Raw genomic sequence first — 14794 nt, 5'->3', positions numbered from 1 at the left:
CCGCGCTGCCGGATGCCCGTGGCGGCTCAGCGGATCCGGCGGGCGAGCGTGGCGGTGAACGGGCGGGGGGAGAGCGAGGCGCTGCGCTGCGGGCGGACGGGCCTGCCGGGCGTGGGGGTGACGGTCCAGTGGGCGGCGATGCCGGCCAGGGCGAGGGCGGCCTCGGTGCTGCCGAAGGCCTCGCCGATGCAGCGTCGGGCGCCGAGGCCGAAGGGGGCGTAGGTGCCGGGGGCGGGGCGGGCGGTGGTGAGCCAGCGGTCGGGGTCGAAGCGGTCGGGGCAGGGGAAGAGGTCGGCCCGGCGGTGCAGCAGGTAGGGGCTGTACAGGACGGTGGCGCCGGCCGGGAGGGGGTGGCCGCCGAGCTCGGTGGCGGCGGTGGTGGTGCGGCTGAGGATCCAGGCCGGCGGGTGGAGCCGCAGGGTCTCGCTGACGATCCGGGCGGTGAGCGGCAGGGCGGGCAGGTCCTGGTGGCGGGCGGGGCGGCCGTCGAGGACGGTGTCGAGTTCGGTGTGCAGGCGCTCGCGGACGGCGGGGTTGGCGGCGAGCAGGGTCCAGGCCCAGGAGAGGGTGGCGGCGGTGGTCTCCATGCCGGCCAGCAGGAAGGTGACCACCTGGTCGTGGACCTCGTCGTCGGACAGGCCCCGGCCTTCCTCGTCGCGGGCGCCGAGCAGCATCGAGAGCAGGTCGTGGTGGTCGGTGCCGGCGGCGCGGTAGTCGCCGATCAGGCGGTCGGTGATCTCCCGGAGGTCCCGCCGGGCGCGGGCGAAGCGGCGGTTGCCGGGGGTGGGGATCCGGTCGGCGCCGGGCAGCGGCAGCATCATCCGCCGGGCGACCCCGCGGGCGACCTGGTCCATGGCGGCGTGGACGGGCAGCGAGCCGGCCCGTTCGTGGGCGGCGAACAGGCAGCGGGCGGTGACGGCGGTGGAGAGGCGGTACATCGCGGCGGGCACGTCGATCACGTCGCCGTCGCGCCAGCCCGCCGTCGCGCCGGAGATCTCCTCGGCCATCAGGGCGGCGTAGCCGGGCAGCCGGTCGCGGTGGAAGGCGGGCTGGAGCATCCGGCGCTGGCGCCGGTGGTCGGCGGCGGGGCAGGTGGCGAGGCCGTTGCCGAAGGCCTCGCGGGCCTTCTCGACGACGATGCCGCCCTTGTCGTAGGTGCGGTCCTCGGTGAGCAGGCGGCGCACCAGGTCGGGGTGGCAGACGACGTACGCGTCGAGCGGGCCGAGCCGGATCCGGACCAGGTCGCCGTGGGCGGCCAGGCCGGCCACGAAGTCGTGCGGGTTGCGGAGCAGGGCGGGGGCGTGGCCGAGCAGGGGGAGCGCACCGGGGGCGGTGGCCGAGGTGTAGCGGGCGGTGGGACGGTACTGGGTGGGCACGGGCGTCACCTCGGGGAGGGCGGGTCGGTGGGGCGTCGGTGATCTTTCCCGGCGGCCGCCGGTGAAACGGTCCGGGAACGGCGGGTGGGGTGAACGCGGGGGCGCAGGCCGAACGCCCGTGCGCCGGGGCGGCCTTGACACCCGGGCGGGGCCCGGCCCGGCGCCCGGAGCGCGGTCGCCGAAGGCCCTGCCTGGCGTCCGGAGCGGGTTCGCCGGGGGCCAGGGGGTGGGTTCGCCGGGGGCCCGGACGGCGGTTCCGGGGGCGGCCGCAGGGGGTTTCCGCGCGCGGTGCCGCGCGCCTAGACTGCGAGCTCCGCACCATTACCGGCCGGTACTACCGGCTGGTACCGCCAGTCAGTTCGGTACTACCGGTTGGGAGTTGGGATGGCCGACGAGCGGGCCCACGCGTTCACCGACGACGCCCTCGGCGCACACGACGCGGTGGCACTGGCCGCCCTGGTCCGGGCCGGTGAGGCCCACCCCCGGGAGCTGGTCGCGGCCGCCGTCGCCCGCGCCGGGCGGATCGACGCCGCGCTGCTGCCCGTCGCCCACGCCGCCTACGACCGGCCCCGGATCAGCCGGGCGGGCATCGACGGCCCGCTCTGGGGCGTGCCGACGTACCTCAAGGACAACGTCGACCTCCGCGGCCTGCCGACCGGCATGGGCAGCGAGGCCTTCCGCGCCCGCCCGGCCCGCCGCAACGCGCCCTTCACCGACCAACTGCTCTCCACCGGCCTGGCCGTGCTCGGCAAGACCCGGCTGCCCGAGTTCGGGCTGAACGCCTCCACCGAGTTCGCCACCGCCCAGCCGGTGCGCAACCCCTGGAAGACCTCCCACTCGCCCGGCGCCTCCTCCGGCGGCGCGGCCGCGCTGGTCGCCGCCGGGGTGGTGCCGATCGCCCACGCCAACGACGGCGGCGGCTCGATCCGCATCCCGGCGGCCTGCTGCGGCCTGGTCGGCCTCAAGCCCACCCGCGGCCGGCTGGTCACCAACGCCCAGGGCGGCAAACTGCCGATCGACCTGGTCACCGACGGGGTGGTGACCCGTACGGTGCGCGACACCGCCGCCTTCTTCGCCGCCGCCGAACGCCACCACCGCAACCCCGGGCTGCCCCCGCTCGGCCTGGTCGAGGGCCCGAGCGGGCGCCGGCTGCGGATCGGGCTGGTGGTCGACTCGCCCACCGCCAAGACCGACGAGGCGACCCGCCGGGTGGTCGAGGAGACCGCCGCCCGGCTGGAGGCGATGGGGCACCGGGTGGTGCCCACCACGCTGCCCTTCGGCGAGGAGTTCTCCCGCGACTTCCTGGCGTACTGGGGCTACATCGCCTGGGTGATCGCGCTCACCGGCCGGGTGCTGCTCGACCCGGGCTTCCGGGCCGGGAAGCTGGACGGGCTCACCACCGGGCTGCGCAACAGCTTCCGGGCGCAGTACCGGCGCACCCCGGGCGTGCTGCGCCGGCTGCGCCGGGCCGAGGCCGTGTACGCGGGGATCTTCCGCGAGCACGACGCGATCCTCTTCCCGGTGCTCGCCCACACCGCCCCGCCGATCGGCCACCTCAGCCCCAACGTGGCCTTCGACGAGCTGATCGAGCGGCTGCTGCGCTACGTCGCCTTCACCCCGGTCAACAACGTGACCGGCGGCCCCGGCATCGCGCTGCCCGCCGGGGCGGCGCCGGGCGGCCTGCCGATCGGGGTGCACCTGTCGGCCGCGCACGGCCAGGAGCGGCTGCTGCTGGAGCTGGCCTACGAGTTGGAGGCGGACCGGCCCTGGCGGCGGATCCAGGACTGACCGACGGTCCCCGGACGGGGCGGGTCGGTCAGGAGGCCGCGACCGCCCGGGCCGCGTGCACCTCGTGGTGCAGCCGGGCCAGCGCGCAGTCCGGCGCCGGCGGGTCCGGGTCTCCCGGGGGCACCGGCGCGCCGCTGCGCAGCGACTCGGCCAGGTCGGTCAGCTCCCGGGCGACGGCGCCCACCTCGGCCGGGGTCGGCACCGGGGCGCCGTGCTCGACCCGCACCCGGGTGGCGGTGGTGGTGTCGACGATCCGCTCCACCGCGATCACCAGCGGCCACCAGGCCTCCGCCCGGGCGCCGACCGGCGGCGGCTCGGTGAGCGCCCGCTGGAACTCGCTGCGCACCGCCGAGAGGTCCCGGTAGAGCCGGCGCCGGTAGCGGGCCCGGGCGGGCTCGTCATGGCCCGGCGCCGTGGTGAAGGCCAGCGAGACGTACGAGGCGGCGTCCTGCACGGCGTCGGCCAGCCGGTCGCCGATCCGGGTGTGCCAGGACTCCGGCCAGAGCAGGTACCCGGCCAGCAGGGCGATGGCGCAGCCGATCAGCGAGTCGTAGAGCCGGGGCAGCACCAGGTGGAAGCCCTGGTGGTTGAGCAGGTCGGAGAGCATCAGGATGACCGGGGTGATCGCGGCGGTCTGGAAGGCGTACCCCTTCACGGACAGCACCGGGATCAGCGTGGCGAGCGCCGCCATCACCGGCACGTCCCACCAGCCGTGCGGCACCTCGGCGAGCACCGGCACGGCGACCAGCAGCCCGGCGGCCGTCCCGAGCGCGCGCAGCACCGCGCGGGAGAACACCGAGCCGAAGTCCGGTTTCAGCACGAAGGTCACCGTCAGCGAGACCCAGTACGAACGCGGCACGGCGATCACCGACACCAGCACCTGGGCCAGCCCGATGCACAGCGCCAGCCGCAGCCCGTACCGCCAGGACGCGCCGGACAGCAGCAGCCCCCGGGCCGTCCGGCGGGCCCGTACCCGCAGGCCGGCGGGCCGGCCGAGCCGGTCGTCGGCGGCGTACGGGTCGGGCTCGGCCTCGTGCACCACGGTGGCGGCGTGCCCGATGGCCTGGGCCAGTGCGCGGGTGGACGGGCCGCGCGGCTCGGGCAGGTCGGGCAGGTCGAGGAGTCCGGGCGGGCCGGGCGGTGGGCCGGGGCCGGTCCGGCCGTGTTCGACGGCGGCGGCCAGCGCGCGCACCGCCGCCGGGTAGGCGGGCGGCAGCGGGCCCTCCCCGGGCGGGCGCAGCTGGGCCGCGGCCGCCCCCTCGACCACCGGGATCAGCGCGTTGAGCTGGGCGAGCAGCCGCACCAGGGTGGCCGAGCGGCCGTGCCGGCGGGCGCGGCGGGCCAGCAGCAGGTCGTAGGAGTGGTTGAGCGACTGGGTGAGCTCCCGGCGCCGGTCCTCGTAACCGGGTGAGCCGGCCGCCTCCAGCAGTCCGGCGACCGCCCGGTAGGTGTCGGCCACCGTCGCCCGCTCGGGTGTGCCGCCGCGGAAGGGCCAGGCGAGCAGGGTCAGCGCGAGCACCAGCAGGCCGCCGAGCAGCAGCAGGGCGGGCGGCAGCCACCACGGGGACGGCATCGGCAGGCCGGCCCCGACCACGGCGTTCAGCAGCAGGAGCAGGCCGGAGACGGAGGCGACCGCGCCGACCGAGGAGATCATGCCGGACACCAGGGCTACCACCGTCAGGGCCACCACGGCCGTCCAGCCGGTGCCGAACACCTGGGTGCCGACCAGCACGCCGAGGGCGCCGAACAGCTGCGGCACGGCGATGTTGAACACCCGCATCCGGTAGGCGTCGGCGGTGTCCCCGACCACCCCGGACAGCGCGCCCATCGACACCAGCGCGCCGTAGCCGGTCCGGCCGGTGGCGGTGCCGACGGCGAGCGGGGCGGCGAGCGCCACCGAGGCGCGGGCCGCCGCGGCCCAGGGGACCGGCGCGTCCCGGGGCCGCAGGCTCGCGGTCAGCCAGCCGGGCGGGGCCAGCCGGGGACGTACCGGTCCGGTGCGTGCCGGTCGGGGACGTGCCGGTCGGGGACGTGCCGGTCGGGGACGTGCCACAGACCCAACGTACGTGCGCAACGGATTCGGGGCGCGTGGGGTTCAACTCCGCGCGATTATGTCAATTCTCGAAACATACCCCGCCTTATGTCAGTTTCCGAAACATAAAGCGAACCTCCAGAACCGCCGTGAACTGCGCTGATTCCCAATCGGTAACCTGCGAGAAAGGGTTGACACCATTAGTTGGTCTAGTCCAACGTATGGGGAAGCGCGGTCCGGCGCAGGCTGATGTGGGGTGAGTGCCCTTGCCGGACGGGCGAGTTGGCCCCCTGACGTGGCGTTGTGCGCTGCTCGGGGGCCGAGGCGAGAAGGAGCGCATGCGGACGGGGAGCCGGTCCGCGCACCGAATTCCCCGTCCGGCCGACGATCGGCCATCGGCTCGCCGCGCCCGCACCGGGCGCCCGAGAACGCGCTGCATCGACCACGAACCACGGAGTGACCGCCCATGCCGAGCCCTGACGAACACCCCGAGGAATATCTGTACCGGGCCGCCTCCGCGCGCCCCTACTTCAGTGCCGACACCGAGAGCTACCTCGCCGCCACCGCCCTGCGCGAACTGCGCAAGAAGCACCCGCTGCGAGTGCTCTCCGAGGAGGACTTCGCGCACTGGCAGACCTACGGCTACGTCGTGGTCCGGCAGGCGATCCCGGCCGCGGCCGCGCAGCGACTGCTCGACTTCGCCTGGGAGTTCCAGGGCCTGTCGCCCGACCGCCCCGAGGACTGGTACCGCGAACGCGACCACCGCGACGAACTCGACCGGCACCTGCACATCTACGGCTTCGTCGAGGCCTACCACCACCAACTCATCTGGGACAGCCGCCAGTCGCAGCGCGTCTACGACGCCTTCGTGGACGTCTGGGACTGCGAGGAGCTCTGGGTCACCCTCGACCGGCTCAACCTCAACCCGCCGAACGTCCGCAACCGCGACCGCGCCCTGATCGAACCCACCGACAAGGGCTTCGACATCGAACTGCACTGGGACGTCGACACCACCCGCGCCATGCTGCCGCAGCGCGTCCAGGGCATCATCGCGCTCAACGACACCGCCACCGACCACGGTGGCTTCCAGTGCAACCCGGAACTGTTCCGCCGCCACAACGAGTGGCAGGCCGCCCAGCCCGCCGACCGCGACCCGATCCGCCCCGACATCGACCGCGCCGAGTTCCCCGTCGTCCGCCCCGAGTTGAAGGCCGGTGACCTGCTGATCTGGAACGGCCTGCTCGCCCACGGCGTCGCCCCCAACACCTCCGCGAACGGCGTGCGCTCCGTGCAGTACCTGTCCATGATGCCCGCCCTGGAGGAGGCCGAGCCGCTGCGCCGCTCCCGGGTCGAGTCCTGGCGCACCCTCGCCACCCCGGACTGGAACCGCACCCTGGTCGGGGACGCCGAGCGGCCCGAGGCGCTGCGCTACGGACCGGCCGAACTCACCGAACTGGGGGAGAAGTTGCTCGGCCTGCGGTCCTGGACCGGCCGGAGCTTCGAGGACTCGGGTGCCGAGCAGCCCACGGGGGAGCGGGAATGCACGCCATCTGCCTGACCCTGCCCACCAACCGCGCCTGCGCCGACACCGTCACCGCCGTCGGCGCCGAAGCCGCCCACGCCGCCCGGACCTTCGGCGTCCGGGTGCACCTCCTGGTGCTCGACTCCGCCGAACCGGCGGACCGCGCCCGGCACGCCGCCGCCCTCGCCGCACTGCCGCCCACCGAAGACGTGGTCGCCCACCACCTCGACGAGGACGCCCAACGCGCCTTCCTGCGCGGGGTGATCGAGCGCGCCGCCCTCCCCGACCCGGACCGGCTGCTCGACCTGATGCTGCCCGACGCCGTCTCCTACGGCGCCTGCACCAACCGGGCCTTCCTGCTGGCCGCCGCCCTCGGCTGCGCCTCTGTGCACCGCCGCGACTCCGACAGCCGCTACCAGTGGCACGACGGCGCCCCCGTCTTCCCGATCGACCACGAACTCGCCACCATCGGCCTCAAGGCCGCCGACGCGGCCGCCGCCGTCACCGAGCGCACCCTCGACCCGGCCGACGCCGACAAGCCCGTCGCCCTGGTCGGCGCCTCCTTCATCGGCGAACTCTCCGTCGACCTGGGCGAGATCCGCGACCTGGACTCGGACGTCTACCACGACCTGGTCGCGCTCTGGGCGCCCACCGGAGCCACCGAGCAGGAGCGGCGGGAACTCGTCGCCGACTCCTTCACCGGCGGCGGAACCGACCCGTTCACCGTCGACCGCGCCGTGCTCGGCCGGCCCGACATCTGGCGGATCGACATGTGCAACATCGCCCTCGACCGCGAGGTCTACGAACGCGTCCCGCTGCCGCCCGCCACCGACACCATCGGCAGCGACTACTTCCTGCACCACCTGGTGCACGACGCCACCCTGCCCGGGGTGACCCACAACCGGCACATCGTCAACTACTACACCCCGGAACGACGCACCGGCTCCGGCTTCACCGCCTACCAGGAGCGCTACGCCAAGTTCCTGCTCTCCATGCTCTACCTCCACCCCGTCTACTCCGAGCTGGAACGGGCCGGCGACACCCTGCTGGACGAGCACCACCACGTCCGCCCCGGGCTGATCGCCGACGCCGCCCGCCGCAGCGCCGCGACCGACCGCGCCGAGAACCACCGGCGGCTCGCCGAGCTCGACCGCTGCTACCGGCAACTCGGCGGCCGATACGCCGAGTTCGCCGACCACCTGGCGCCCCGACGGGCGCAGCTGCTCGACCGGGCGCAGGCCGACATCGAGGACTTCGCCCTGCTGATCGACGCGTGGGGCCCGCTCGTGCGGGCCGGTAAGGCCACGCCCGCCGACCGGCTGCCGGGTTAGGGCGTGTCTTGTGGATCAGGCCAGGCCCGCGACGCCAGGGCACGCACCTCGCCGCGTTGTCGTCGGTCGCCGATGCTCCGCATGGACTCCCTCCTCCGCCTTGCGATGCACGCACCCTGACGCCGCGGTCTGGTCCGACCTGATCCACAAGACGCGCCCTAGCCGCACCGGGAGTTCACACGTGATATCGCAATCCACCGAACCGCATCGCACCACCGAGCCGCGCCGTTCGACCGAGCCGCGCCGCTCGACCGAACCGCGCCACATCCCCGAGCAGCGCCATCCCGCCGGGGCGCAGCACGCCGCCGAACCGCATGACCGGGCCGACCGGGCCGAGCGGGCTGACCGGCCCGACCGGGGGAGGACCAACCACCGAGCCCCGACCGCCTCCGCCGCCGTGCACGCCGACCGCGCGCCCCGCCCCGACCAGCACGACCACACCGCCCTCCGTGCCGCGCTCGCCGCCGCCACCGAGGACACCGTCATCTACGACCTCGACGGCATCGGCCGCCAGTACGCCGCCCTGCGCGCCGAACTGCCCGGTGTCGCCGTCCGGTTCGCGATGAAGGCCTGCCCCGTCGACGAGGTGCTCGGCCACCTCGCCCGGCTCGGCTCCGGCTTCGACGCCGCCAGTCCGCAGGAGATCGCCCAGGCGCTGCGCACCGGGGCGGCCCCCGAACTGATCCACTACGGCAACACCATCAAGTCCGACCGCAACATCGTCGAGGCCTACCGGCTGGGCGTGCGCGAGTTCGCCACCGACAGCCTGGAGGACGTCGCCGCGATCGCCGAACACGCCCCCGGGTCACGGGTGTTCTGCCGGATCGCGACCACCGGCGAGGGCGCCCTGTGGGGGCTCAGCCACAAGTTCGGCTGCTCGCCCGAGGACGCCCTGCGGGTGCTCGGCGCCGCCCGCACCGCCGGGCTGGTGCCCTCCGGGCTGTCCGTGCACGTCGGCTCCCAGCAGATGACCGCCGAGGCCTGGACCGCGGCGATCGACTCGCTGGCCGCCGTCCTGGAGGCGCTCAACTGGCGTGGCATCACCCCGGACCGGATCAACCTCGGCGGCGGACTACCCGCCCTCGGCGTCCTCGACCGGGCCGGCCGCCCGCTCGAACCGCCGCTGGACAAGATGTTCACGGTCATCCGCGAGGGCATGGAACGGCTGCGCGCCGTCAACGCGGCCCCGCTGGACTTCGTCCTGGAACCCGGCCGCCACCTGGTCGCCGACCACGGTGCGATCCGCGCCCACGTCGCCCGGCTCTCCTCCCGCCACCGGCTCGACGGCACCCGCGAGGACTGGCTCTACCTGAGCTGCGGGAAGTTCAACGGCCTGTACGAGATGGACCAGTTGCAGTACCGCCTGGAGTTCCCCAGCCACCCCGGCGGGCAGTTCGTCAACGCCGTGGTGGCCGGCCCGACCTGCGACAGCGACGACGCGTACGCCCAGGAGGACGGCGCGGTGCGCGTCCCGTACGCGCTCGCCTCCGGCGACCCGGTGTGGATCCACTCCTGCGGCGCCTACGCCACCGCCTACGCCACCCGCGGCTTCAACGGCTTCCCGCCGCTGCCGTACACCTGCGTCGGCGGCGACCACCCCGAGGAGGTCCGCTGATGACCGACCCAGCGGCGACGGGCACAGCGACGACCGACCCAGCGACGGCGGACACCACGATGACCGATACGGCGACGACGGACACCCGGATCCGGCTGCTCCGCGAGGAGGACTGGCCGGAGGTGATCGCCGCCGAGGAGCGCGCCTACGCCGCCAGCGGCCTCTCCGAGGGCGGTGCGGCGCTGCGCTCCCGGCACCGCGCCTCGCCGTCGACCTGCTTCGTCCTGGAGGACGCGGACGGCTTCGCCGGCTACCTGCTCGCCCTGCCGTACCCGCTGTTCCGCTGCCCGGACCTCAGCCTGGCCTCCACCGGCGCCGCGGTGCGGCCCACGGAGAGCAACCTGCACGCCCACGACCTGGTGATCGCCGAGCGGGCGCGCGGCCGCGGCCTGGCCCCGCGGCTGCTGCGGCACCTGGAGGAGACCGGCCGGGCGGCCGGCCACCGCACCCTCTCGCTGGTCGCCGTGCGCGGCTCCGAGGTGCTGTGGGCCGGGCTGGGCTACCGCGCCCGGCCGGAGATCGGGCTGCCCGCGAGCTACGGCGCCGCGGCCGTCTACATGGCCAAGCCGTTGGACCGCGCCCCGAACCCCGCGGATCCGACTCCCGGTTCCGCACCCAGAGCCGAAGTGGGCTGATGCACATGACCTCCCCCGCGCGCGACGAGTTCCGCCGCTCCCAACTGGCCATCGGCGCACTGTTCTTCGCGCTCGGCTTCCAGTACGCGACCTGGGTGTCCCGGGTGCCCGCGCTCAAGGCCCGGCTCGACCTGGGCGAGGCCCAGATCGGCCTGCTGCTGATGACCTGCGGGATCGGCGCGGCGGTGTCGTTCCCGCTGGTGGCGGTGCTGATGCGGCGGTTCGGCTCCCGGCTGCTCTCGGTGCTGTCGGCGCTCGCCCTGGGCGTGGTCCTGCTCGCCCTGTCGGTGGTGCCGAACTACCCGCTCACCCTGCTGGTGCTGTTCTGCGACGGCGTCGCCGTCGGCTGTCTGAACGTGGCGATGAACGCCCAGGGCGCTGCCCTGGAGGCCCGCTTCGAGCGCACCACGATGTCCAGGCTGCACGCCACGTTCAGCGCCGGCTCGCTGCTGGCCGCCCTGCTGGCCTCCGGGGTCAACGCCGTCACCGGCAGCCTCGCCGTCCACTTCGGGCTGGCCGCCGCGCTGCTGGCGGTGCTGGTGCTGGCCGCCCGGCCCGGCCTGCTGGCCGAGCACCCGGACGGGGCCGAGAGCCAGGACGGGGCCGCGCGCCCGGACGGGGCCGCCGACCCGGCGGAGCAGGCCGGGAGGAAGTCCCGCCGCGGCTTCGCGCTGCCGGCCGCCGCCACCCTCTGGATGGGCCTGGCGATGGTCTTCGGCACCGTCACCGAGGGGGCGATGAACGACTGGTCGGCGCTCTACCTCAAGGACGTGGTGGACGCCGGGGCCGGACTCGCCCCGCTGGGCATCGCCGTCGTCTCGGTGATGATGGTCTGCGCCCGGATCTTCGCCGACGGCTGGCGCACCCGCTTCGGCGACGGCCGGATCGTCCGCACCGGCAGCCTGCTGGCCGGCCTCGGCCTCGCCGTCGCCCTGCTGACCGGCGGCGTGGTGCCCACCCTGCTCGGCTTCGCCTGCGTGGGCCTCGGCGTCGCCGCCGTCACGCCCTGCGTCTACGTCGCCGCCGCCCGCCAGGGCTCGGACGCGCTCTCCCTGGTGGCGGCCATGGGCACCACCGGCCTGCTGGCCGGCCCCGCCGTGATCGGCTTCATCGCCGGCGGCACCAGCCTGGTCTGGGGCATGGCCGCGGTCGCCGCCTCCGCCGCGGTGGTCTCGCTCTGCGCCACCCGGATCAGCTGGCCCCGGCCCGCCGCCCCCGCGCTGGAACCCCGGCTCGCCGCGCCCGAGGCCGGCTGAGCGCCCCTCAGGGCGCGCCAGGCGCGTCCCAGTCAGGCGCGTCCCAGTCCTCGCCCGGCACGTCGACGCCCCCCGTCGCGGCGTGCCGGGCGAGCCGCTCCCGCCGGGCGATGAGCCGGGCGATCTCCGCGTCCAGGGCGGCCAGCCGGGCGGCGATCACCGGGGCGAAGGTCTCCGGACCGGGGTCGGCCGTGCAGCGCCGGGGCGGGTCCTCGATGAGCAGGCCCAGCCGGTGCGGGCGGCTGGCCAGGTCGTCCACCGTGAGCCCGGTGGCCAGCAGTTGGCGGATCACCCGGACCCGGGCGACCTCTTCGGGCCCGTACTCGCGCTGGCCGGAGCCGGAGCGGGTGGGCGGGGGCAGCAGCCCGCGCTGCTCGTAGAACCGCAGGGCCCTGGGGGTGGTGCCCGTCGCGGCCGCCGCGTCGCCGATCCGCATCCCGCCTCCTCGGTGTCAGAGCTCCACGTCAGAGCTCCACGTCAGGGCTCCACGTCAGAGCTCCACGTCAGAGCTCCACGAGGGTCGCTCCGAAGGTGTCGCCGGTGAACACCCGGGTCAACGCCTGTGGGGCCCGTTCGATGCCCGCGACCGGCGTCCGGGGGAAGACGAGGTCCCCGCTGGACAGCCAACTGCCCAGGCGCTCGCGCCACTCGGCCTCCAGGTCGGGGTGGTCGAGCACGGTGAAGCCGCGCAGGCTCAGGCCGTGGGTGGTGACCCGGAAGCTGTCGATCACCGCGGGGGAGTCACCGCCCCGGCGGGCCGGGTCGAGCTGCCCGGACACCGCCCCGACCAGCGCGAACCGGGCGCCGCGCCGGGCGGCGTCCACGGCGGCGGTCAGCTGTTCGCCGCCGACCAGGTCCAGCACGACGTCCAGGCCCTCCGGTGCGGCCTCGGCCAGTTGCTCGGCGAACGGGCGCTCGCCGGGCACCAGGACGGTGTCGTAGCCGAGTTCGGCGGTGAGCCGCTCCGCCTTGGCGGGCGAGCGGGTGGTGCCGATCACCCGGGCGGCGCCGAGCAGCCGGGCGATCTGCCCGGCCAGGGTGCCGACCGCGCCCGCAGCTGCCGTCACCAGGACCACGTCGCCGGGGCGGACCGGGGCGCTGCGGGTCAGCGCGCCGTAGCCGGCGGAGGCGGCGGAGACCAGCGCCGTCGGGTCCGGGAAGCCAGTCGGGACCGGGGTGAACTGCCCAGCGTCCGCGACCAGTTGGTCCCGCCAGCCGTGCAGGTGGGTGACCAGGTCGCCCGGGCGCAGCGGCCCGTCCGCCGGGGCGGCCAGCACCTCGCCGAGGGCCGGGCCGAACAGGGCGTCGCCGGGGGCGATGTGGGGGAGCGGCAGGTCGGAGCCCTGGCCGCTGATCAGGATGCGCAGGCCGGGGAAGACCAGGAAGGCCCGGTTGCGGACCAGCGCCTCGCCCGGCCCGGGGGCCGGCAGCGGTTCCTCGGTGACGGTGAAGTGCTCGGGGCCGGGCAGGCCCTCGGGTCGGGCGGTCAGCCGGACGACGCGGGCGGTGGTGGGCAGGGGCACGGCGGCGCTCCTCGCGCTGGGAGGGGGAGTGGTGCGGCGGGACCGCCGCGGGACGACCGGACGCTAACCCCTGACGCACGGGTCAGGGGCAAGCCCCGGTACGGGAGGGGTGTCTGACGGGGCGTGGGGAGGGCGGTCTTCTAGAGTCACCTGCGGTACGACCGTATGACGGCGTGATCGAGAGCCGTACAAGCCGTGCGAGCGGTACGGGCTGTGCGAGCCGTACGAGCCGCGAGCGAAGGAAGAGAGCAGCATGACCGAGCAGGCGCCCGAGCCCTACCAGCCCGTCGACGAGGACTGGCGGACCGCCGTGGCGATCGTCGCCCACCCCGACGACATGGAGTACGGCGGCGCGGCGGCCGTCGCCCGCTGGACCGCCCAGGGCAAGCAGGTGGTCTACGTGATGGTCACCAGCGGCGAGGCCGGGATCGACGCGATGGACCCCGAGCGGTGCGGCCCGCTGCGCGAGGCCGAGCAGCGCGCCTCCGCGCGGGTGGTCGGGGTGGAGACCGTCGAGTTCCTCGGCCACCCGGACGGTGTGGTCGAGTACGGGCTGCCGCTGCGCCGCGACATCGCCCGGGTGGTCCGCCGGCACCGCCCGGACATCGTGATCACCAGCAACTTCCGGGAGACCTACGGCGGCACGTTCCTCAACCAGGCCGACCACATCGCGGTCGGCCGGGCCACCCTGGACGGCGTGCGCGACGCGGGCAACCGCTGGGTGTTCCGCGAACTGCTGGACGAGGGCCACCAGCCCTGGAACGGCGTCCGGCAGATCTGGGCGGCCGCCTCGCCCGAGGCCCGGCACGCGGTGGACACCACCGACACCTTCGACCTGGGCGTCGCCTCGCTGGAGGAGCACAAGGCGTACCTGGCTGGGCTGGGCGGGGCGATGGCGGACGCCCGGGAGTTCCTGGAGGGCTTCGGCCGGGGCGCGGGCAGCCGGCTGGGGACGCGCTTCGCGGTGCCGTTCGAGGTGTTCCCGCTGGGCTAACCGCTCCCGGGCCTCTCAGTTCCCTCAGGCCCCTCCGGTTCCTGCGTGGGATCCTCAGGTTCCAGCGTGCCGGTGCCGGCGTCGGCGTCCTCGCGGCGCCGGCGCCGGTAGCGCAACACCTGCCGCAGCAGGAACACCGCGACCAGGACGCCGAGTCCGATCGCGAACCAGAGCTGGTAGCGCAGCGCCGTCCGGTACACCGCCCCGATGTTGGCCCCGGCGACGTACCCGAAGGTGCCCCAGACGGCCGTCCACAGCACCGCGCCGAGCAGGTTGAAGACGGCGAAGCGGCGCCAGGGCATCTCGGTGGTCCCGGCGATGATGCCGTTGTACTGGCGCAGCCCGTCCACGAAGCGGGCGACCGTGACGACCTTGCCGCCCTGCCGGGCGAAGAAGCCGTCGGCGCGTTCCATCCGGGCCGGGGTGAGCAGCACGTAGCGGCCCCAGCGGTGGACGAGGGCGCGCCCGCCGGTGTGGCCGATCAGGTAGCCGAGCATGTTGCCGAGGGTGGCGGCGGCCGCCCCGATCAGCAGGACGGCGGCGAGGTCCAGGTGCCCGGTGCCCGCGTACACCGCGGCGAGCACCAGGACGGTCTGCCCGGGCACCGGGATGCCGCAGTTGTCCAGCAGCACGAGCAGCGCCACCGCCAGGTACCCGTAGTGGTCCAGCAGTGGCGCGAGCCCGGCGAGCGCTCCGGGCAGCGGGGTCGTGGGCGCGGACAC

12 protein-coding genes are annotated in these 14794 nt (G+C 75.0%); 7 read left to right on the top strand and 5 right to left on the bottom strand.

The annotated features are described in order from the left end of the window. Positions 1-26: 26 nt before the first annotated feature. Positions 27-1376 carry a cytochrome P450 gene (locus AB0F71_RS16625; RefSeq protein ID WP_360233964.1) on the bottom strand — a complete coding sequence of 450 codons (1350 nt, stop codon included), beginning with the start codon at positions 1374-1376 and terminating at the stop codon, positions 27-29. Positions 1377-1760: 384 nt separating this feature from the next. Between AB0F71_RS16625 and AB0F71_RS16620 the strand changes: the two genes are divergently transcribed. Continuing rightward, on the top strand, positions 1761-3164 hold the full coding sequence (locus AB0F71_RS16620) for an amidase (protein ID WP_360233961.1): 1404 nt from the start codon (positions 1761-1763) through the stop codon (positions 3162-3164). Positions 3165-3192: 28 nt separating this feature from the next. On the opposite strand, the gene AB0F71_RS16615 is transcribed toward AB0F71_RS16620, so the two are convergent. Continuing rightward, positions 3193-5142, bottom strand: coding sequence for an FUSC family protein (locus AB0F71_RS16615; protein ID WP_360234070.1), 1950 nt, complete (start codon positions 5140-5142; stop codon positions 3193-3195). Between the two features lie 520 nt (positions 5143-5662). Between AB0F71_RS16615 and AB0F71_RS16610 the strand changes: the two genes are divergently transcribed. The 5 genes from AB0F71_RS16610 (at position 5663) to AB0F71_RS16590 (ending at position 11555) form a co-directional block, all read left to right on the top strand. Further along, entirely contained in the window at positions 5663-6754 is a 1092-nt protein-coding gene (locus tag AB0F71_RS16610) for a YbiU family protein (protein WP_360233958.1), read from the top strand. Then, positions 6736-8049 carry a DUF6271 family protein gene (locus AB0F71_RS16605; protein WP_360233955.1) on the top strand — a complete coding sequence of 438 codons (1314 nt, stop codon included), beginning with the start codon at positions 6736-6738 and terminating at the stop codon, positions 8047-8049. The genes AB0F71_RS16610 and AB0F71_RS16605 overlap by 19 nt, the downstream gene beginning before the upstream one ends. Before the next feature lie 397 nt (positions 8050-8446). Then, on the top strand, positions 8447-9664 hold the full coding sequence (locus AB0F71_RS16600; RefSeq protein WP_360234067.1) for a type III PLP-dependent enzyme: 1218 nt from the start codon (positions 8447-8449) through the stop codon (positions 9662-9664). Continuing rightward, positions 9664-10299, top strand: a complete 636-nt coding sequence (locus AB0F71_RS16595; RefSeq protein WP_360233952.1) for a GNAT family N-acetyltransferase — start codon at positions 9664-9666, stop codon at positions 10297-10299. The genes AB0F71_RS16600 and AB0F71_RS16595 overlap by 1 nt, the downstream gene beginning before the upstream one ends. Then, positions 10299-11555: an MFS transporter gene (locus tag AB0F71_RS16590; protein ID WP_360233949.1), complete on the top strand. Its 1257-nt coding sequence runs from the start codon at positions 10299-10301 to the stop codon at positions 11553-11555. The genes AB0F71_RS16595 and AB0F71_RS16590 overlap by 1 nt, the downstream gene beginning before the upstream one ends. A 7-nt stretch (positions 11556-11562) precedes the next feature. Here the strand turns inward: AB0F71_RS16590 and AB0F71_RS16585 are convergent, their stop codons facing one another. Further along, the gene (locus AB0F71_RS16585; RefSeq protein WP_360233946.1) at positions 11563-11991 is read right to left on the bottom strand and encodes a MerR family transcriptional regulator; all 429 of its coding nucleotides are present in this window, start codon (positions 11989-11991) and stop codon (positions 11563-11565) included. Between the two features lie 67 nt (positions 11992-12058). Beyond that, positions 12059-13072, bottom strand: coding sequence for an NADP-dependent oxidoreductase (locus AB0F71_RS16580; RefSeq protein WP_360234064.1), 1014 nt, complete (start codon positions 13070-13072; stop codon positions 12059-12061). A gap of 259 nt (positions 13073-13331) precedes the next feature. Between AB0F71_RS16580 and AB0F71_RS16575 the strand changes: the two genes are divergently transcribed. After that, positions 13332-14072 carry a PIG-L deacetylase family protein gene (locus AB0F71_RS16575; RefSeq protein ID WP_360233943.1) on the top strand — a complete coding sequence of 247 codons (741 nt, stop codon included), beginning with the start codon at positions 13332-13334 and terminating at the stop codon, positions 14070-14072. Here AB0F71_RS16575 and AB0F71_RS16570 read toward each other — a convergent pair. After that, positions 14069-14794, bottom strand: a complete 726-nt coding sequence (locus tag AB0F71_RS16570) for a DedA family protein (protein ID WP_360233940.1) — start codon at positions 14792-14794, stop codon at positions 14069-14071. The genes AB0F71_RS16575 and AB0F71_RS16570 overlap by 4 nt on opposite strands.

The sequence above is a fragment of the Kitasatospora sp. NPDC028055 genome (assembly GCF_040637885.1).
In the GTDB taxonomy this organism is placed as follows: Bacteria; Actinomycetota; Actinomycetes; order Streptomycetales; family Streptomycetaceae; genus Kitasatospora.
This window is presented reverse-complemented; position numbering and strand designations above follow the sequence as displayed.

Excerpts from the sequence above, each read along its gene's own strand:
- AB0F71_RS16620 (WP_360233961.1), top strand. The coding sequence starts at position 1,761 with ATGGCCGACGAGCGGGCCCACGCGTTCACCGACGACGCCCTCGGCGCA.
- AB0F71_RS16610 (WP_360233958.1), top strand. The coding sequence starts at position 5,663 with ATGCCGAGCCCTGACGAACACCCCGAGGAATATCTGTACCGGGCCGCC.
- AB0F71_RS16605 (WP_360233955.1), top strand. The coding sequence starts at position 6,736 with ATGCACGCCATCTGCCTGACCCTGCCCACCAACCGCGCCTGCGCCGAC.
- AB0F71_RS16595 (WP_360233952.1), top strand. The coding sequence starts at position 9,664 with ATGACCGACCCAGCGGCGACGGGCACAGCGACGACCGACCCAGCGACG.
- AB0F71_RS16590 (WP_360233949.1), top strand. The coding sequence starts at position 10,299 with ATGCACATGACCTCCCCCGCGCGCGACGAGTTCCGCCGCTCCCAACTG.
- AB0F71_RS16585 (WP_360233946.1), bottom strand. The coding sequence starts at position 11,991 with ATGCGGATCGGCGACGCGGCGGCCGCGACGGGCACCACCCCCAGGGCC.
- AB0F71_RS16575 (WP_360233943.1), top strand. The coding sequence starts at position 13,332 with ATGACCGAGCAGGCGCCCGAGCCCTACCAGCCCGTCGACGAGGACTGG.